This window comes from Vibrio casei, assembly GCF_002218025.2.
Classification (GTDB): domain Bacteria; phylum Pseudomonadota; class Gammaproteobacteria; order Enterobacterales; family Vibrionaceae; genus Vibrio; species Vibrio casei.
Genome location: NZ_AP018680.1, coordinates 167,605 through 186,200 on the forward strand (window position 1 = coordinate 167,605; position 18,596 = coordinate 186,200).

Consider the following 18,596-nt stretch of genomic DNA (forward strand, 5'->3'; position numbering starts at 1 on the left):
CTCAAATAATGGATTATCAATAAATTGAATAGTAAGGGATTTACATGTTTAAGTTAGTGACGCCCAAGACTGAATCTGACTTGCAAAAGTATTATCATTTTCGTTGGCAAATGTTGCGTGAACCCTTTCATCAACCCGCTGGATCAGAGCGTGATGAATATGATGAAATGAGTGCCCATCGAATGATTGTTGATGGACGGGGGCGGATTATGGCGGTGGGGCGCATGTATTTAACGCCTAATAGCGAAGGTCAGGTACGCTATATGGCCGTTCACCCTCAACATCGAAGCAAAGGCCTTGGTTCTTTGATCTTGGTGGCTTTAGAGTCTTATGCGCTTCAAGAAGGCGCAAAGCGTTTAGTGTGCAACTCACGCGAAGATGCGATTCATTTTTATAAGAGTAATGGTTTTGAAAACCAAGGTGAACTCAGCGATGAGAGAGGCCCGATTCGTCATCAACAAATGGTAAAGAAACTTAACGCGATTGCGAAAGTTTCTCGTCGCCCTGATTGGTGTGATGAGCTGCAAAAGCGTTGGCGGCAAGAGATTCCAATTTGTGCATCGATGGGGATTCGTATTAGCCAATATACGGGTTACCAGTTTGAATGCTCGGCGCCATTGAACCCAAATATCAACCCACATGAAACCATGTTTGCTGGGTCGTTGTTTACACTGACAACATTAACTGGTTGGGGAATGGCTTGGTTGTTAATGAGGGAAAAAGGCCTTGAAGCCGATATTATTCTAGCAGATAGCCAAATACGTTTTAGAGCGCCCGTCACTCAAAGCCCAACGGCAGTGACATCATTGGATGGTATTAGCGGTGATCTCGATCGATTAGTCAGTGGCCGTCGCGCCCGTATTATCGTTAAAGTGACGGTGTACAGTGGTGATGTGGCGGCAGTTGAGTTTACGGGCACTTATATGCTGATGACTGATTTTCTTGGTGAAGCTCCGCTCATTAAATGATTTAACGTTACTAAGCGAATGGTCATTTAAGTTTATTTCAGCTAAATAGTCACAGCGATTCAATGAATTATTGCAAGTAGTCTTTTGGGGCTATTTGCAGTTATCTTCAACAAGTACTGAATCTTGTTTACCAAGCAAATTAAAGGTTAAGGCTTGGCATTTTCCTTCTAAACGATACTGTAAATTACCTTTATCTGGGTATAAGAAATCATACTCCCCACCGAAATGCGCCGAGAAATCGTTAGCTTCAATATCAAATGGTTTTAATGATAAGCGCCCGCGATCGGCAGTTAAGTGAATATCACTGATTGTAACGGGGTGTGCGGCTTTCGGTTTATTGGTTTTTTCTAATGCTACCTTTTCGGTGCTTTGAGCGTTTACGGTATCAGGATGCACTAAAGGAGGAATGTTGATTCCTTGATGATGCAGCCACAACGTTTGAAAATCATCATGGCTAAATGCCCGTGTGACGCTCGCATTGAGTGAGCCTGTGACACTATGATTGAAAATGAGTTGATCGCCATACAAGCCTTCACCTTTTACGGTAAAGTCTGTGATCCCATCTAAATGAAAAGGGAACTTGAACCAACTAGTAAAAAAGCGCAACGGAATCCCGGATGCTTCTAAGTCTAGTTTCCAAGGTTGGCTAGTTTGGTTAAAGGCGATGTCTGCAGTACCTTTCACTAAGCCATCATCCAGTGGGGCAAATAATTTATCCAACCAAAAGTGGCCTTCTTTGCTATGCATATTCATTAATATATTGCGACTGTTGACGCTGTCATAGCTTGCACTGCTAGCACTAATACTCAATTGGCCGTTCCATAATCCCCATTTCCCATTTTGTTTAATGTGGAGATTATCGCCATCAATACTTAACCCTGATGCTTGCTTTGGTGGCGTGGTGAGATCGATAAATTGAACATTATTAATCGTTACCATTTTGGCTTGAATATCTTGAAGTTGTTCAAAATAACCCTGTAGAATTTGTTTCGATTGGTCAGTTGGAAACCATTTTAGACTATTTAAGTTAAGTTGATTTAAACGCAAGCTGGTAGGAGTCGCTTCCCCTTGTAAATGCATATTACCTTGTAGCATTTCAAGAGAAGCATCCTGAATATTCATAAAGTTTGGCTGAAAGTTAATGTCGAAAGCTGGTGCATGAATGGCTTGGCCTAATAAGCTCATATTGTCTGCGGTTGCAAAAACGGTCGCATTTTGTTGTTGCCAAGGTTTCAGAGGAAGATTTAAATTGGTGGCATTCACCATTACGTTATTTGCCGTTAACACCGATGTTTCAAAGCTTGAATTTGAGATATCTAATTGCTCAATATTCATAGGTATAGAATTAATCAAATCGATCGTGGTGCGGTTGATATTATCCAAATCCGCTTGCTGTAAACGCAAGCCTGAGACTGTAACACGTGGTAATACCCATTCTTTTTGATTGCGTGGTTTGGTGGCTTGAGCAGAGAAAGAACCTTGTCGCCATTTGAAGTGAATGTCATAAAAAGTGGCGTTATCTTCGGTAATATCACCATCAATAAATACATTATTCAACGCCTCTCCTTGCCAGTAAAGTTGTTCAGCAGAAAGTTGAATTTGCCCATAAAAAGGTAACATAGCTGATGGGCTAACACGGGGCGATTTTATTTGAATATTCACATCACGGCCAACCCAGCCTTGTGTGGATAGGTCGATGTTAGCAATGGATAATTTGTTTAACTGAATATAGTTTGAGGTGAAGAGTTTAGGCCAGCCATTTTTCATTTTTAGCCCGTCAATTAGTATGTTATCTACTTGAAGGCGGTTGTCTTGCCATAGAGATTCTCCTAACCAAATATCCATTTGATCGAGCAAAATAGGGGCTTTATTTTTTCGTTGGATTAATACACTTGCTAACTGGATATGCTTAGGTTGTTGATAGGAATAATTAATTGAACGAATTTTAACGGGTTGATTAAAGCCATACTTAAGTGCGGCATTCACCACCTGTGGGGCATATTTAGTATGAAGGGCGGCATAAGATGCGGCGAGAGCAACCATTAATAATGAAACCAAGCCGACAATGATGGCAAGCAACTTTCTCATGTAACATCCTGTTGTACATATTCAATGTGGTGCGATATTTAGATTATACCCACATTTTAATATTAGTTTCGATAGAGGGTAATTTATAGAAAATAGCACCAAGGTTGAAGCTTTCTTTTTATTAACTGATGGATGTAAGAAAAGTCAGCTTGATAATCTTGATTGAAAATAGCATAAGCGAATAAAAAACGAGAAGCCTTGTGGCTTCCCGTTTATTTATGAATAGCTTAATTAATGTTTAAGGCAGCTGTGGCCCAGCACTTACCAAAGATTTCCCTTCATCATTGTCGGTGTATTGAGCAAAGTTTTTAATAAACAATGCGGCCAATTCATCGGCTTTAGTTTGCCATTCATCTGTTGTAGCGTAGGTATCCCTTGGATCAAGAATCGACGGATCAACATTTGGCAGTGATGTAGGTACTTCCAAATTGAATGTTGGAATCACTTTTGTTTCTGCTTGGTCAATTGAACCATCTAAAATAGCGTCAATAATACCGCGAGTATCTTGGATTGAAATACGTTTACCACTGCCATTCCAACCCGTATTGACCAAGTAAGCTTCAGCACCAGAGGCTTTCATGCGTTTTACTAATACTTCGGCGTATTGTGTTGGATGTAATGTTAAAAACGCAGCACCAAAAGCGGCCGAGAAGGTTGGAGTTGGTTCAGTAATGCCTCGCTCTGTCCCCGCTAATTTGGCCGTAAAACCGGATAGAAAATGGTATTTGGTTTGCTCTGGTGTCAATTTAGAGATCGGAGGGAGTACTCCAAAGGCATCGGCGGTTAAAAAGATAACTTTTTGAGCATGGCCAGCTTTAGATACGGGCTTAACGATATTATCAATGTGGTAAATAGGGTAAGACACACGTGTATTTTCAGTTTTTGAACCGTCATCAAAATCAATGATGCCATCTTGAGTGACTGAGACATTTTCTAGTAGAGCATCACGGCGTATCGCATGATAAATATCCGGTTCTGCTTCTTTGGATAATTTAATGGTTTTGGCGTAACAACCACCTTCAAAGTTAAAGACACCATCATCATCCCAACCGTGTTCATCATCACCAATTAGTTGGCGCTTAGGATCGGTTGACAGGGTTGTTTTACCTGTGCCTGATAAGCCGAAGAAGATGGCAACATCGCCTTTTTCGCCTACGTTAGCAGAGCAATGCATTGAGGCTATGCCTTGTAATGGTAATAGGTAGTTCATCATTGCGAACATGCCTTTTTTCATTTCGCCGCCGTACCAAGTGCCCCCAATGATTTGAACACGTTCGGTTAAATTGAAGGCAACAAAATTCTCAGAGTTCAAGCCTTGATCTTGCCAATTAGGATTGGTGGTTTTTGCCCCATTCATCACGACGAAATCAGGTGTGAAGGTTTTTAGTTCTTCATCAGTTGGTCGGATGAACATGTTTTTTACAAAATGTGCCTGCCAAGCGACTTCGGTGATCACGCGAACTTGTAAGCGAGACTCTGGGTTCGCACCACAGAAACAGTCGACGACAAAAACGCGTTTTCCAGAAAGCTGTTTTGTGACTAATGATTTTAGATCTTGCCAGACTTCTTTCGTGATCGGTTTGTTATCATTTTTTCCCTGATCAGACCACCAAAGTGTATCTTGGGTGACGGCATCTTTAACAATGTATTTATCTTTTGGTGAGCGCCCAGTAAAAATGCCTGTATCGACTGAAACGGCACCTAACTCTGTGACGATGCCTTTTTCGTAACCTGTTAATTCTGGTTTCGTTTCTTCTGTAAATAGAAGTTCATAGCTTGGGTTTCGGATGATCTCACTGGCATTGTTAATACCATAAGGGGTTAAATCTAACTGCGCTGCCATTTTGGTGGCTGTCTCCGTAACGGTCATAGGGACTCCTTAATAGGAAATTTGTAGGATATTTATACGTTTTATATGAGATACACTATAACCACTTTATATGTATGGTTTTATGATGGTGTATACAACTTTATCTTAGCAAAGAAAGAAATAGAAAAAGTTGTGATCAAGAGCAGTCTTATTATTATCTGTAATAAAATAAGTTATAAAGAAAAGGCAAAAAAGTGAGTATTTTAAATGTATTAGAAATGAAAAAGCCGCTTTTACACGGCTTTTATCAATGTATTACGTTACTTATTGTATACAATGAATTAATGAAGGCTGTTCTTCGCCGCTTTAAGGATCTGAGCAACTTCACCAGTATCAAAAGAATAAGTCGTACCACAGTAATCACAATGCAGGGCGACTTGGCCTTCTGCACTGAGAATATCATCTAGCTCTTCTTTGGCGACCGTTGCAATTGCTCCAGCACTGCGTTCACGAGAACAACCACAGAAAAACTCAACTTCTTGAGGATCAAACAGTTGAACTTTTTCTTGGTTATATAGGCGGTACAGTACATCGTTGGCTTCAAGTGAAAATAGTTCTTCATTTTTGATGGTTTCGGTTAGCTTTTCTAAGTGCTCAAAGTCACCTTCTGAACCTGTACCATCTGGTATCACTTGTAACAACATGCCCGCAGCGTGTGCTTTTCCTTGGTATTCGCCTGTGCGGAACCAAAGGCGAGTTTTAAGTTGCTCTGAACGTTCAAAATACCCTTCAATAATTTCAGAAAGGGTATTGCCTTCTAAGCCCACTACACCTTGATATCGTTCACCTTGTTTTGGGGAAATCGTGATCACTAAATGGCCTTTACCAATGAGATCATGCAAAGACGCATCAGAGGCAATATTGCCTTCCCAACGTGCAACGCCACGCATTTTTTGTTCGTGATCGCCATTAATGACGACCAAAGATACTGGGCCATCTCCTTGAAGTTGCAGAGTGATTGAACCCTCAAACTTTAATGTTGCGGTTAACAGGCTGGTTGCAACCAATAATTCCCCTAAAATGCTTTGAAGTGGCTGAGGATAATCTTGATTGGCAATGATTTGTTGGAAAGCCGTGTCAAGTTGAACTAATTCGCCACGAACCGACAAATCTTGAAATAAATAGCGATGCAAAAGGTTATTTGCCATTAGTAAAGGAACTCCCAGCGATTATTGATGTTTAAATTTAATGAGATTACGACGTTGTTTTTTATCAGGGCGTCGATCTGGGCTTGGACTGTATAACGCATTGAGTTTATGTTTTTGTGCATTTTCTTCACGTTTAGCCAAGCTATCGTCCGTTTCACGATAAAGCATTTGTGCTTCAGGTGCTCCACGACGCTGCTCTGATATTTTTTCAATAACAACGGTTTTTTCTTCTTTGCCTTGACGCACTCGAACAACGGCACCAATCTCGACAATTTTGCTTGGTTTGGTACGTTGATCATTATAGTGAACTTTGCCACCATCAACCATGTTTCGAGCGACAGAGCGGGTCTTGTAAAATCGAGCCGCCCAGAGCCATTTATCTAACCGTACGGATAAAGTTTGTGAACTCATTCTGAGATATAGCCTCAAAGGGTTTACAGATGACGTCGCATTACGTCTTGTAGTGAATGTAAAATGGTGATGAGGAATAAAAAATTCAAGGTGAAATAGAAAAGAAGTCATAAAGTCGGGATATTATGTTCATTTGGTGCTTATGTTTGCATTAGTCAGTGTACCAATCTGGGATGGAACGGCATTTCGAGGTGAAATGTGCTAGCTGTGTGAAAATGTTGATATTATCCACATCAAAGTATGATTTAATTTGGCTGTCAGCGTTTTAACCGTTAAGGTTATCGTATAAAGCGAAAGGATTTGAATAATTTAAATACTGAAAGGTATAAATAGTAAGAATGGAGTCTATTTTAAAATGTCGTCAATAATGGTCTCAAAGGAAAATATAAGAGGCCAACTCGCCCATTTAGGACGTCAATTTGTGTTGTATCAAGCGCAAATCAGTCGTTTGTTGACGCTGGTTTTTATCGCGCTTATTGCCTGGGTGATAGGCGTATTAATATGGGTGTTTTTGACACCAACTTCCTTAATTGGGCAATGGTCTGCTCCTGTCGTTTCCTCGCGATCAACCGCCATTTCTCAAACGTCTAATATATCTCCTTTATTAAATGCGAATCTTTTTGGTGTATATACCCAGACTCAAGCGCCCAAAAAAGAAGCAGTGGTTCAAGATGCGCCTCAAACTCGATTGAATTTAACGCTGGTTGGGGCGGTTTCTAGTAGTAATGAACAATTGAGCCTAGCGATCATTGCCAATCAAGGAAAACAAGCGACTTATGGGATTGATGAAACGATAGAAAATACACGAGTGACCCTGAAAGCGGTCTTTGTTGATCGCGTCATCATTAGAAATCAAGGGCGAGATGAAACATTGATGCTGCAAGGAATTGATTATAATAAAACCCCACAAACTATCCCTGAAAAAAATAACCAGCCTCCTATCGCGCAAGAAGATAATTTAACGGTTATTCGTGAAGAAATTGCCAGTGATCCACAGAAAATATTTCAATATATTCGCCTTTCTCAAGTCATGGAGGAAGGTAAGCTGAAAGGTTATCGAGTGCGTCCTGGTAGCCAAAGGGAATTGTTTGATCAAGTTGGGCTTAAAGATGGTGATATTGCGACGGTTTTAAATGGTAAGGATTTAACCGATCCTTCTCAAATGGCCTCTTTATGGAAAGATGCCGTTAGTCTTAGTGAATGGAACCTAACGGTTGAGAGGGATGGCCAAACTCATGATATTTATATTCAGTTTTAAAGCGAATCGTTATTCGTTTATTAGGATAGCAACATCACCAATAATGGTGAGCAGGAGCAATGTGTGAAAAAGTGGTTGAGTAAAATCTCACTGATATTAATGACAAGTTTTGTGTCGCTTTCTGCCTCTGCAGAAGAGTTTAGTGCAAGCTTTAAAGGTACTGATATTCAAGAGTTCATTAATATTGTTGGTCGAAATCTTCAAAAAACGATTATTGTCGATCCAACGGTGCGCGGTAAAATTGATGTGCGCAGTTATGATGTATTGAACGAAGAGCAATATTATAAATTTTTCCTCAATGTGCTTGAAGTCTATGGGTATGCGGTTGTGCAAATGGACAACGGTATTCTTAAAGTAATCAAAGATAAAGATGCGAAAACCTCGGCCATTCCTGTGGTTGGTAATGATTCTACGATATCGGGCGATGCCGTTATCACTCGAGTTGTTGCGGTTAAAAATGTGTCGGTTCGAGAGCTGTCTCCAATATTACGTCAACTTAACGATAATGCGGGTGCGGGTAATGTTGTGCATTATGATCCTGCTAATATCATTTTATTAACGGGTCGAGCATCGGTTGTAAACCGTTTAGCCGAAATTATTAAACGAGTTGACCAAGCCGGCGATAAAGAAGTGGAAGTCGTGGAGTTAAATAATGCTTCAGCTACTGAAATGGTCAGAATAGTCGACGCGTTAAGTAAAAGTGCGGATGCTAAAAATACGCCAGAATTGCTCCAACCTAAATTGGTGGCTGATGAGCGTACGAATTCCATTTTAATTTCTGGTGATCCTAAAGTTCGTCAACGTTTGAAAAAACTCATTAGTCAGCTTGATGTCGAAATGGCAACGAAAGGCAATAATCGAGTTATTTATTTACGTTATGCCAAAGCAGAAGACTTGGTGAAAGTACTCTCAGGAGTATCTGAAAATTTGCAAGCTGAAAAAGATGCGAAATCAGGAGCGGGTTCGAACAGTAAAACGAAAGTGTTAATTACGGCCGACCCAGGAACCAATGCTTTGGTATTAACAGCACCGCCTGACATTATGAAAGCATTGGAAGATGTGATCGGTCAGCTTGATATTCGTCGTGCACAAGTATTAATCGAAGCGTTGATTGTTGAACTTTCTGAAGGTGAAGGTATTGAGTTGGGTGCTCAATACGCGAACTTAGAAACGGGTAGTATGGTGCAATATTCCAATGCAAACGCCCAAATTGGTCAAGTCGCGGTGGGGATTAAAGAAGCGGAAACCGTGAAAGGTTCAACCATTATCGACTCTAATGGTAATACCACTATCAATCCAGATACGGCTGGGGATTATTCGACCTTAGCTTCTGCGTTAAGTGGGGTAAATGGTGCTGCGCTGAGTATTGTGAAAGGTGATTGGACAGCATTGATCAGTGCCGTTGCGACCGACACCAATTCAAATATTCTGTCTTCTCCAAGCATCACGGTACTCGATAACAGTGAAGCATCCTTTATTGTAGGTGAAGAAGTGCCAGTGGTGACGGGTTCAACGGCAAGCTCTGATAATTCAAATCCATTCCAAACTGTTGATCGTAAAGAAGTGGGTATTAAGCTCAAAGTGACGCCACAAATTAATGAGGGCGATTCCATTCAGATGCAGATAGAACAAGAAGTGTCAAATGTTCTAGGGCCCAATGGGGCGGTGGATGTTCGTTTTGCTAAGCGTCAAATCAATACCTCGGTTATGGTTCAAGATGGACAAATGATTGTATTGGGTGGTTTGATTGATGATCGCGCTCAAGAAAGTGTGTCTAAAATACCATTACTGGGGGATATTCCTTATCTAGGTGCTCTTTTCTCTTACACTAGCACCACCAAAGAGAAAAAGAACTTAATGGTATTTATCAAGCCGACGATTATTCGTGATGGAATGGCGCTTGATGGTTTGTCTCGCCGTAAATATAACTACATACGAGCAGAACAATTATACCGTGCTCAAAAAGGGTTAAAGCTTTTGCCTAATGCAGAAACGCCTGTGCTTCCTAAATTTGGTAATCAGGCTCGCCAGCCTGCTGAAATTCAAGCTTTCCTTGATCAATTGAAGGATGAGAAGTAATGAGCCAAGTGATGGATGAATCGCTAATGTTAACGGCTCAGGAAACCTCTGAACGACCGGCATTTCGTCTTCCGTTTGCTTTTGCCAAGCGACATAAAGTAGTGTTGGATTATGGCTTCAATCAGCAAGCCATTTTGTATTATTCTGGGGAATTGCCTTCGCAAGTGATGCTGGAAATTCGCCGTGCACTTGGACAGGGTTTTACGCCGCAGCGTCTTGATGCAAATCAGTTTGAAAATAAACTCACCGAAGCTTATCAGCGCGATTCTTCTGAAGCGCGCCAGCTGATGGAAGATATTGGCGCAGACGATGATTTTTTCTCGTTAGCTGAAGAGCTGCCAGAAAATGAAGACTTACTAGAGTCAGAAGACGATGCTCCTATTATCAAGCTGATCAATGCCATGTTGGGTGAAGCGATCAAAGAAGGGGCGTCGGATATTCATATTGAAACGTTTGAAAAAGTTTTGTCGATTCGTTTTCGAGTGGATGGAGTGCTACGTGAAGTGTTATCGCCAAGCCGTAAATTAGCGCCTATTTTGGTGTCTCGTGTCAAAGTTATGGCTAAGCTTGATATTGCTGAAAAACGTGTACCACAAGATGGCCGGATTTCATTACGTATTGGCGGCCGAGCCGTTGATGTTCGTGTTTCAACCATGCCATCGTCACATGGTGAACGAGTGGTGATGCGTCTGCTGGATAAAAATGCCACCCGTTTGGATTTGCATAGCCTTGGTATGACGGCGAAAAATCATGAATCGTTTCGTCATTTAATTGCAAGGCCACATGGCATTATATTAGTAACAGGCCCAACAGGTTCCGGTAAATCCACGACGTTGTACGCAGGCTTACAAGAATTAAACAGCACCGAGCGCAATATTTTAACCGTTGAAGATCCGATTGAATTTGATATTGATGGAATAGGACAAACTCAAGTAAACCCGAAAGTCGATATGACTTTTGCTCGTGGATTACGCGCGATTTTGCGTCAAGACCCAGATGTCGTGATGGTTGGGGAAATTCGAGATCTGGAAACGGCTCAAATAGGGGTGCAAGCCTCATTAACCGGGCACTTAGTGATGTCGACACTTCACACCAATACTGCGATTGGCGCCATTACTCGTTTAAGAGATATGGGCATTGAACCTTTCTTAATTTCATCGTCTTTACTTGGAGTGCTCGCGCAACGTTTGGTAAGAACGCTATGTCCACATTGCAAGGTGCCTTATCAAGCGGATAAGCAACAGAAGAAATTGTTTGGATTAAAGAAAAGTGATGATCTCGAACTTTATAAACCGCAGGGTTGCGAGAATTGCAATCACAAAGGTTATCGAGGCAGAACGGGTATCCACGAATTATTGATGATTGATGATACCACGCAAGAGCTAATCCATTCCGAAGCCGGTGAACAAGCGATAGAAAAAGCGATTCGAGATAAAACGCCAAGTATTCGTGACGATGGTCTGGCCAAAGTTCGTCTTGGTATTACGACGTTAGAAGAAGTACTGCGCGTCACTAAGGAAGTGTAATTCATGGCCGCGTTTGAATATAAAGCACTGGATGCGAAAGGTAAGCAGAAAAAAGGAATTTTAGAAGGTGATAATGCTCGTCAGGTACGTCAACGCCTGAAAGAAAAGGGATTGATGCCAACTGAAGTGATCGAAACCAAAGCTAAAGCGCAGAATGCCAAAAACCGTGGTTTCAGTTTTCAGCGCGGTATCAGCACCAATGAATTAGCTTTAATTACCCGCCAACTTTCTACACTGGTACAAGCGGGAATGCCACTTGAAGAATGCATTCGTGCGGTTGCCGAGCAATCCGATAAACCTCAAATTCGCAATATGTTGGTCAGCATTCGTTCTCGGGTGGTGGAAGGGTATACTTTATCCGACAGTATGGCCGATTTTCCGGTGGTGTTTGATGATCTATTTTGTGCCATGGTGGCCGCGGGCGAAAAATCGGGTCACCTTGATGCTATTTTAGATCGTTTGGCTGATTACGCTGAAAATCGCCAAAAAATGCGTTCCAAATTACAGCAAGCTCTGATTTATCCAACCATGTTAACGCTAATTGCTATTAGTGTGGTGGCCTTTTTATTGGCTGCCGTTGTACCTAAAATCGTTGACCAATTTGTTCAAATGGGGCAAAGCTTACCGCTTTCTACTCAATTCTTATTAATCGCCAGTAACTTTGTTCAAGATTGGGGCATTGCCTTATTGGTGGCGGTTGTTGTGGTTATTGTGGGGTTAAAAATGGCTCTTAAAAAACCAGATTTTCGCTTGAAATGGGATCGGCGGGTTCTCGGCCTTCCTGTTATCGGTAAAGTGGCCAAAGGGTTAAATACTTCTCGCTTTGCTCGCACTTTAGCCATTTGTTCCTCTAGTGCGATTCCCTTATTAGATGGTATGAAGGTTGCTGCCGATGTGATAAGTAATCAATATTTTAAATCTCAAATTTTAGATGCAGCTGAAAAAGTACGTGAAGGTACAAGTTTGCGAAAATCATTAGAACATACGGGATTATTTCCACCGATGATGTTGCATATGATTGCCAGTGGTGAACAAAGTGGTGAGTTAGAGCCGATGTTGATCCGCGCGGCAGATAACCAAGATCGTGATTTTGAGTCATTAGTGAATATGGCATTAGGCATCTTTGAGCCTTTATTGATTGTTGCGATGGCAGGCATTGTCTTGTTTATCGTAACGGCGACCCTAATGCCGATTTTAGAATTGAATAATTTAGTGACGCAAAAGTAGAGAGAGAAGCAGACAAAACAAGAAGCGATCTCACACCGAATAACAACACAAGATTTCAATAGGAGATAAACATGAGAGCAGTAATGAAGCCAATCACAAGCAAACAAAAGGGTTTTACCTTGCTTGAAGTGATGGTGGTGGTGGTGATTCTTGGCATTTTAGCCAGTTTTGTGGTGCCAAACCTTTTAGGCAACAAAGAAAAGGCCGATCAACAAAAAGCCGTTACCGATATTGTGGCATTAGAAAATGCATTGGATATGTATAAGTTGGATAACAGTGTTTATCCTACTACGGATCAAGGTTTAGATGCGTTAGTAAGTAAACCAACAGGCAGCCCTGAGCCTCGTAATTATCGTGATGGCGGCTACATTAAGCGATTACCTAAAGACCCATGGGGGGGCAATTATCAATACCTAAGTCCTGGCGATCACGGAACGGTTGATGTTTTCACTTTGGGCTCCGATGGTCAAGAAGGTGGTGATGATGGTGCACAAAAAGACATTGGTAACTGGAACATTCAAGACTTTCAATAATTGAGAATGTACATCTTTATGAGATGGGTAGTTACTATGAAATGTATAGTTATTATGAAATGGATAACTATTTCGCCTTCTTATAGAGAATTAACTGTTCTACCTAGGTGTGAATAGTATCCATTTTATTGATATGAGTTTGAGCTAAGGAATTTGATGCAACGTCAGGCTGGTTTTACTTTGTTAGAAATATTGCTGGTGGTAGTACTGATGTCTCTTGGTGCCTTAGCGGTAGTGCAAACTTTACCTCAAAGTCAAAATGACCAAGCGAAAGAGCAAGCCTCCCGTTTTTTTCAGCGGCTGCAATTGTTGAGTGATGATGCCATTTTGAATGGGCAGGATTACGGAGTACGTTTAGATGAAAAGAAATCGACGTACCATTATATGCAATTGAAACAAGAGGGCTGGCAGCCAGTAAAAGAGAGTAAATATTTTACTGAAACCAGCATGGGCGATGACGTCACTTTAAGCTTTGAATTAGGCGGTGATGCGTGGTCGGACAGTGATCGTTTATTTAAGCAGGAAGACTTTTACGAAGATAGATTTGAAGATGAAGAGAAAAAACCTAAACCACCTCAAGTTTATGTGTTGTCTAGTGGTGAAGTGACGCCATTTGAAGTGTCATTTTTATCGGACAACCAACAGTCATTAGAGAATCGTTGGCGAGTAAATGTAACAGAAGCTGGGATTATTCAACTGCTTGCGCCAGGAGAGGAGAATGAATAAGTCCACTCATCGGGTACGTGGGATGACTCTCCTTGAAGTGCTGATTGCTTTGGCTATTTTCGCAACAGCAGCGTTAAGTATTATTCGTGCGGTGACTCAGCACATTAATACTTTGACCTATTTGGAGGAGAAAACCTTTGCCAGTATGGTGGTTGATAATCAATTGGCCATGGTGCATTTAGACAGTTCATTTAATTCGAGCAAAAAAGGGATTGAAGAATTTGCGGGTCGAAAATGGTATTGGAGTGCGACGCCAATAAAAACCGGGAGCGACTTAATTAAAGCGGTAGATGTAACGGTTGCCACTGACCCTGAACGAAAAAAGACGCTAATGACGGTGAGAACCTATGTTAAGCCGTAAAAAAACACTCAATCAAAATGCTTATCAGCGTTTATTGGGCTTCACTTTAATCGAAGTGCTGGTGGCGATTATGGTGTTTGCTAGCTTAAGTCTCGCGGCTTATCAGGTGGTTAACCAAGTTCAGCGTAGTAACCAACAGTCGGCAGAAAAAACACAACGTTTGCAAGATATTCAACGAGCGATGATCATTATGGACAGTGATTTTCGCCAAATGGCAGCAAGGCAATTTCGCGTAAATGGCGAGCAAGCCAGTAAGAATTACCTTTTTGAAGATGAGTATTTATTGGATTCTGAGTCGAATGGAATTTTATTTACTCGTTTAGGTTGGCTTAACCCGCAACAATCTTTTCCAAGGGGGGAGATTGTTAAAGTGGGTTATCGGGTTGTACAAGGTAACTTAGAGCGTGTGTGGTGGCGTTATCCTGATACTCCAGCGGGGCAAGAGCCATTGTATAAATCAATCTTAACTCAAGTGGATGATATCGCCTTTCGTTTTTACGATGGCAGTGTTTGGCAAGACGAATGGAAACAGCCTAGTCAACTTCCTAAAGCGGTTGAAGTGACGTTTACGCTACAAGATTACGGTAAGTTAATTCGAGTGTACTTAACCGCAGGTGGCGCGGCATCGGGTAATAGCAATAATGACGGTGACGAGCAATGAGCCGCGTGAGAGCGAATTACTCAGGTTCTATGCAGACCCTACCGTCACGGCAAAAAGGTGTGGCGTTGATCTTTGTGTTATTGCTGGTTGCTGTATTAGTTGGCATCGCGGCAACCATGACAGAAAGAATGTCTACTCAGTTTTATCGTGCCAGTAACTTGTTGAATCATCAGCAAGCGTATTGGTATAGCATGGGAGTAGAAGCATTGGCGCAAGTCGGTATAGAAGAAACCTATAAAGAAAATAATGACAATATCAACTTGAGCCAAGTTTGGGCATTAAAAGACACGAATTACCCTTTAGATAATGGTGAAGCAATTGGCAGTATTCATGATAAACAGGCCTGTTTTAATGTTAACGCCTTAGCCAGTTTGCCCAATACCAATAATAATGGTCAGAGGCCATATTTATTGAAAGTCTTAGCGTATATTTTACAAGAAGAAGGGATAGATAATTATCAATCTGAAGTAATTGCTGATTCGATTAAAGAATTTGTGGATAGCGATGATCAGGTGATGACTCAAAGTGGAGTAGAAAGTGCAACGTATGAAGGATTTAAACCTCCTTATGATGCACCGAATACGATGATCGCTGATCATTCAGAACTCCGTGCGGTCAACCAAGTTTCTGGCCCGGCAATGAAGGTGCTTAATAAAATAGCGTGTGCTATTCCAACGACCGATTTATTGATTAATATTAATACGCTTCAACCGGAACAAGCGTTATTGTTAACCGGGTTATTTCAACCAGCATTGAGCTTAAATGATGCAGTGAATGTATTGGAAAATCGGCCACAAGATGGCTGGAAAGATGTGGATACTTTTTTGAATCAGTCACAAATTAATACGATTTCACCTGATATAAAAAGCCAAGCAAGTCCATTTTTAACCGTAACCAGCCAATACTTTGAGTTGGATGCACAAATTAAAGTAGAAGATTCAAGAGTTAGGTTAAGAAGCCTAATATACAGTTCAGATAAGAAAACGACCGAAATCATACGTCGTCGCTTCGGAGGGATCAGTGAACGAGTTTCTGACAATAAAACTGAGCAGTAATCCAAGTGAACCAATACCTTGGTTAGTCTGGTCGAATAATCTTAAGGATGTTATCGCCTCAGGTGAGCTAGTCAATCGTGATCATTTAGATGAATTAGAGCCTTATAGTCACCAACGTGTGGTAATTGGCTTATTGCCGAGCAGTGAAGTACTACTGACTCATATTACGATACCTTCAGGGGCTGCTCGACAGCTCAATGCGATGTTGCCTTTTTTAATGGAAGATGAGCTGACTCAAGATATTGAACGAATGCATTTTAGCGTATTAAAAAAGCAAGGTGATCAAGCCACTATCGCGACGATTGAAAGAAAGCGGCTTGCGCAATGGGCGGACGCTTTTAAGCAGGCGGGCATGGAATTAAAAAAAGTGCTTCCAGATTGCTTAGCTCTACCTCAACGTGAAGGCCAAGTCAGTGCTTTGCACTGTGATGGGCAATGGTTGTTCCGCCAAGGTGAAGTGAAAGGTGCAGCCGTTGATGAAGCATGGCTTGACTTGTTTTTGCAATCAGGTTGGTTAGCCCCAGATGGCGATGCATTACATTTTGAAGATGTTATTAAAGACAACATCGAATTGGCTCAAAGTGAACCCACGACAGATGAAGAGGCTTTGATTGAGCGTTTGCAGAATGATGATGAAATTGATGATCTTGCTAGCGATAAAGAAAAAGTATCTCGATCTTTACCTGAAAAGGTGACAGCGACGGATATGGATGAATCGGTGATTACTATTTGCAGTTATAGCCATTTGCCAGATAACCATGAAAAATTACCTGGTCAATGGATACTTGCGCCAACAGAGATGATGATGGTCACGTTGTCGCAAGGGGCAATTGATTCCAAAAGTAATTTGTTAAGTGGTATGTTTAAAGCGCAGTCTTCATGGTTTAAACATTGGCGTGTTTGGCAAAAAGTGGTGATTGCAGCTTGTGTTTTTGTGGTGATTCTGTTGATTCAACGAACCATTATCGTTCATAAAATTGAAGCGCAAACTCACGCTTATCGAGTTGAAAGTGAACGTGTTTTCCGTTCTGTTTTTCCAGATAAGCAACGCATTCCAACTGTGAGCTATTTAAAGCGCTCAATGCAAGATGAAGAAAATATATTGTCTGGTTCTGGAGGAAGTTCTGCGTCAGTTTTGGGGTGGATGGCGAAGCTGCCAGCGGCATTGAAACAAGTTAAAGCGGTCACGGTTCAAAGTGTTCAGTTTGATGCCAATCGTAGTGAAGTTCGTATTAATGCCCAAAGTAATGATTTCCAATCATTTGAGCGATTACGCACAGAGCTAGCGAAGGAGTTTTCGGTTGATCAGGGACAATTGAATAAAAATGGAGATGTAGTACAAGGTACTTATGTCATTAGGAGTAAGGCATGAAGGAAAAAATTGCCGCATCAATCGCTCCGTTAACGCATTGGTGGCAAAGTATTTCTACCCGAGAGCGACGATTAGTTTCTGCAGGCCTAGGCCTGTTTATTGTCGGTTTTGTTTATTGGGGCATTTTTCAGCCATTGGCTGAACGCACTGAACAAGCAAAATTGCGCTTGAACAGTGAAAGACAATTATTGCAGTGGGTTACCACCTCGGCTGACAACATCGTCACGTTAAGGGCTAAAAATGGAGTGCGTGGTTCCCAGCGAAGTATGCCAATTAATCAAGTGGTGTCTTCTACTGCCTCTCGTTTTGATATTGAATTGATTCGGATGCAACCAAGAGATGACATGTTGCAAGTGTGGATTCAACCTTTGCCTTTTAATACGTTAGTTAACTGGTTAGCGGAATTGAGAGATAATTACGGGCTTCAAGTGTTATTTTTAGATATTAACCGTGCTGAGAAGCAAGGGGTTGTGGAAGTGAATCGACTACAGTTTAAGCGAGGATAATGACGTGAAAGGGAAGATGTTGTACGTCATTGTATTTGTCGTGATATTGGTAGCGAGCCTTATTGCTAACGTGCCCGCCGCTTGGGTTTATAGCTATATTTCGAAGCCATCGGGTATTGAAGCTCAGGGAATCAGTGGTACGATTTGGAATGGTAGCATTCAACAATTAACGGCTGAGCGTCAATCATTAGGTTCAATATATTGGGTATTTCAACCAAGTCAAATATTCACGGGTAAAGCGGAATATAATGTCCGGTTTGGACGAGGAAGTGGGATTAAGATCAACGGTAAAGGCTATGTCGGTATCGGTTTTTCGGGGGTGTACGCCAGAAACACCTTGGTTTCTTTGCCAATAAATGAAGTGGTTAAGTGGGTTCCAATGCATGTGCCAGTTGAATTAAAAGGACAGCTAGAATTATCACTCAATGACCTCCACTATGCGCAACCGTGGTGCCAACAAGCTAAAGGTAATGTGGCTTGGACAGGCGCTCAAATTATCTCACCAATTGGTCAATTAGAGCCGGGACCAGTTATTGCAAGTTTGACCTGTAACAATCAAATTATTGATTTAGATGGCAAACAAGATAATGAACAGGTGAGCAGTGAATTTAAAGTGAACCTGAACACTTTGTCTCGTTATAAATTAGAGGCTTGGTTTAAACCAGGATCACAATTTCCTTCTTCAATGTCAAAACAGCTTAACTGGTTAGGAAACCCTGATACTCAAGGTCGCTACCCATTCACGTATGCTGGCAAGTTATAATCACAACTTAGCCTACTTTGTTTATTGGCTAAAGGAGAGATGAG

17 protein-coding genes are annotated in these 18,596 nt (G+C 41.4%); 13 read left to right on the top strand and 4 right to left on the bottom strand.

Annotated elements, in window-relative coordinates; translation table 11 throughout:
* Positions 1 to 44 precede the first annotated feature (44 nt).
* A complete protein-coding gene (locus VCASEI_RS00780; protein ID WP_086962313.1) occupies positions 45 to 968 on the top strand; it encodes a bifunctional GNAT family N-acetyltransferase/hotdog fold thioesterase in 924 nt (307 codons plus the stop codon).
* A gap of 90 nt (positions 969 to 1,058) precedes the next feature.
* Here VCASEI_RS00780 and VCASEI_RS00785 read toward each other — a convergent pair whose 3' ends face one another.
* From VCASEI_RS00785 to hslR, 4 genes are all read right to left on the bottom strand, one after another.
* Positions 1,059 to 3,056 carry an AsmA family protein gene (locus tag VCASEI_RS00785; RefSeq protein WP_089111202.1) on the bottom strand — a complete coding sequence of 666 codons (1,998 nt, stop codon included), beginning with the start codon at positions 3,054 to 3,056 and terminating at the stop codon, positions 1,059 to 1,061.
* Positions 3,057 to 3,294: 238 nt separating this feature from the next.
* Positions 3,295 to 4,926 (bottom strand): phosphoenolpyruvate carboxykinase (ATP), encoded by a 1,632-nt coding sequence (pckA, locus tag VCASEI_RS00790; protein WP_089111203.1) that lies wholly within the window; start codon positions 4,924 to 4,926, stop codon positions 3,295 to 3,297.
* A gap of 281 nt (positions 4,927 to 5,207) precedes the next feature.
* Positions 5,208 to 6,074, bottom strand: a complete 867-nt coding sequence (gene hslO, locus VCASEI_RS00795) for an Hsp33 family molecular chaperone HslO (RefSeq protein WP_089111204.1) — start codon at positions 6,072 to 6,074, stop codon at positions 5,208 to 5,210.
* Between the two features lie 21 nt (positions 6,075 to 6,095).
* Positions 6,096 to 6,485 (bottom strand): ribosome-associated heat shock protein Hsp15, encoded by a 390-nt coding sequence (hslR, locus tag VCASEI_RS00800; RefSeq protein ID WP_086962305.1) that lies wholly within the window; start codon positions 6,483 to 6,485, stop codon positions 6,096 to 6,098.
* Between the two features lie 355 nt (positions 6,486 to 6,840).
* Between hslR and gspC the strand changes: the two genes are divergently transcribed.
* The 12 genes from gspC to VCASEI_RS00860 all read left to right on the top strand — a co-directional run bounded on the left by gspC (position 6,841) and on the right by VCASEI_RS00860 (position 18,552).
* Positions 6,841 to 7,743, top strand: coding sequence for a type II secretion system protein GspC (gene gspC / locus VCASEI_RS00805; protein ID WP_089111205.1), 903 nt, complete (start codon positions 6,841 to 6,843; stop codon positions 7,741 to 7,743).
* A 99-nt stretch (positions 7,744 to 7,842) separates the two neighbouring features.
* Positions 7,843 to 9,822 (top strand): type II secretion system secretin GspD, encoded by a 1,980-nt coding sequence (gene gspD, locus VCASEI_RS00810; RefSeq protein WP_086962463.1) that lies wholly within the window; start codon positions 7,843 to 7,845, stop codon positions 9,820 to 9,822.
* Between the two features lie 26 nt (positions 9,823 to 9,848).
* Positions 9,849 to 11,348, top strand: a complete 1,500-nt coding sequence (gene gspE / locus VCASEI_RS00815) for a type II secretion system ATPase GspE (RefSeq protein WP_089111214.1) — start codon at positions 9,849 to 9,851, stop codon at positions 11,346 to 11,348.
* A 3-nt stretch (positions 11,349 to 11,351) separates the two neighbouring features.
* Positions 11,352 to 12,575 carry a type II secretion system inner membrane protein GspF gene (gene gspF, locus VCASEI_RS00820; protein WP_086962301.1) on the top strand — a complete coding sequence of 408 codons (1,224 nt, stop codon included), beginning with the start codon at positions 11,352 to 11,354 and terminating at the stop codon, positions 12,573 to 12,575.
* 83 nt (positions 12,576 to 12,658) lie between these two features.
* On the top strand, positions 12,659 to 13,108 hold the full coding sequence (gene gspG / locus VCASEI_RS00825) for a type II secretion system major pseudopilin GspG (protein WP_086962459.1): 450 nt from the start codon (positions 12,659 to 12,661) through the stop codon (positions 13,106 to 13,108).
* A 156-nt stretch (positions 13,109 to 13,264) separates the two neighbouring features.
* A complete protein-coding gene (gene gspH / locus VCASEI_RS00830; RefSeq protein ID WP_086962299.1) occupies positions 13,265 to 13,834 on the top strand; it encodes a type II secretion system minor pseudopilin GspH in 570 nt (189 codons plus the stop codon).
* The gene (gene gspI, locus VCASEI_RS00835) at positions 13,827 to 14,195 is read left to right on the top strand and encodes a type II secretion system minor pseudopilin GspI (protein WP_086962297.1); all 369 of its coding nucleotides are present in this window, start codon (positions 13,827 to 13,829) and stop codon (positions 14,193 to 14,195) included. Before gspH ends, gspI begins: the two co-directional genes overlap by 8 nt.
* Entirely contained in the window at positions 14,182 to 14,856 is a 675-nt protein-coding gene (gspJ, locus tag VCASEI_RS00840; protein WP_086962295.1) for a type II secretion system minor pseudopilin GspJ, read from the top strand. The genes gspI and gspJ overlap by 14 nt, the downstream gene beginning before the upstream one ends.
* Positions 14,853 to 15,911, top strand: a complete 1,059-nt coding sequence (gspK, locus tag VCASEI_RS00845; protein WP_086962294.1) for a type II secretion system minor pseudopilin GspK — start codon at positions 14,853 to 14,855, stop codon at positions 15,909 to 15,911. The genes gspJ and gspK overlap by 4 nt, the downstream gene beginning before the upstream one ends.
* Positions 15,877 to 17,283, top strand: coding sequence for a type II secretion system protein GspL (gene gspL / locus VCASEI_RS00850; RefSeq protein WP_162620992.1), 1,407 nt, complete (start codon positions 15,877 to 15,879; stop codon positions 17,281 to 17,283). The genes gspK and gspL overlap by 35 nt, the downstream gene beginning before the upstream one ends.
* Entirely contained in the window at positions 17,280 to 17,789 is a 510-nt protein-coding gene (locus tag VCASEI_RS00855; protein WP_226983318.1) for a type II secretion system protein M, read from the top strand. Before gspL ends, VCASEI_RS00855 begins: the two co-directional genes overlap by 4 nt.
* A 4-nt stretch (positions 17,790 to 17,793) precedes the next feature.
* Complete coding sequence (locus tag VCASEI_RS00860) at positions 17,794 to 18,552, top strand: type II secretion system protein N (RefSeq protein WP_162620993.1); 759 nt, start codon at positions 17,794 to 17,796, stop codon at positions 18,550 to 18,552.
* The last annotated feature ends 44 nt before the right edge of the window (positions 18,553 to 18,596 follow it).

Coding starts and splice junctions, on each gene's coding strand:
- VCASEI_RS00780 (WP_086962313.1), top strand. CDS start 45: ATGTTTAAGTTAGTGACGCCCAAGACTGAATCTGACTTGCAAAAGTAT.
- VCASEI_RS00785 (WP_089111202.1), bottom strand. CDS start 3,056: ATGAGAAAGTTGCTTGCCATCATTGTCGGCTTGGTTTCATTATTAATG.
- pckA (WP_089111203.1), bottom strand. CDS start 4,926: ATGACCGTTACGGAGACAGCCACCAAAATGGCAGCGCAGTTAGATTTA.
- hslO (WP_089111204.1), bottom strand. CDS start 6,074: ATGGCAAATAACCTTTTGCATCGCTATTTATTTCAAGATTTGTCGGTT.
- hslR (WP_086962305.1), bottom strand. CDS start 6,485: ATGAGTTCACAAACTTTATCCGTACGGTTAGATAAATGGCTCTGGGCG.
- gspC (WP_089111205.1), top strand. CDS start 6,841: ATGTCGTCAATAATGGTCTCAAAGGAAAATATAAGAGGCCAACTCGCC.
- gspD (WP_086962463.1), top strand. CDS start 7,843: ATGACAAGTTTTGTGTCGCTTTCTGCCTCTGCAGAAGAGTTTAGTGCA.
- gspE (WP_089111214.1), top strand. CDS start 9,849: ATGTTAACGGCTCAGGAAACCTCTGAACGACCGGCATTTCGTCTTCCG.
- gspF (WP_086962301.1), top strand. CDS start 11,352: ATGGCCGCGTTTGAATATAAAGCACTGGATGCGAAAGGTAAGCAGAAA.
- gspG (WP_086962459.1), top strand. CDS start 12,659: ATGAAGCCAATCACAAGCAAACAAAAGGGTTTTACCTTGCTTGAAGTG.
- gspH (WP_086962299.1), top strand. CDS start 13,265: ATGCAACGTCAGGCTGGTTTTACTTTGTTAGAAATATTGCTGGTGGTA.
- gspI (WP_086962297.1), top strand. CDS start 13,827: ATGAATAAGTCCACTCATCGGGTACGTGGGATGACTCTCCTTGAAGTG.
- gspJ (WP_086962295.1), top strand. CDS start 14,182: ATGTTAAGCCGTAAAAAAACACTCAATCAAAATGCTTATCAGCGTTTA.
- gspK (WP_086962294.1), top strand. CDS start 14,853: ATGAGCCGCGTGAGAGCGAATTACTCAGGTTCTATGCAGACCCTACCG.
- VCASEI_RS00855 (WP_226983318.1), top strand. CDS start 17,280: ATGAAGGAAAAAATTGCCGCATCAATCGCTCCGTTAACGCATTGGTGG.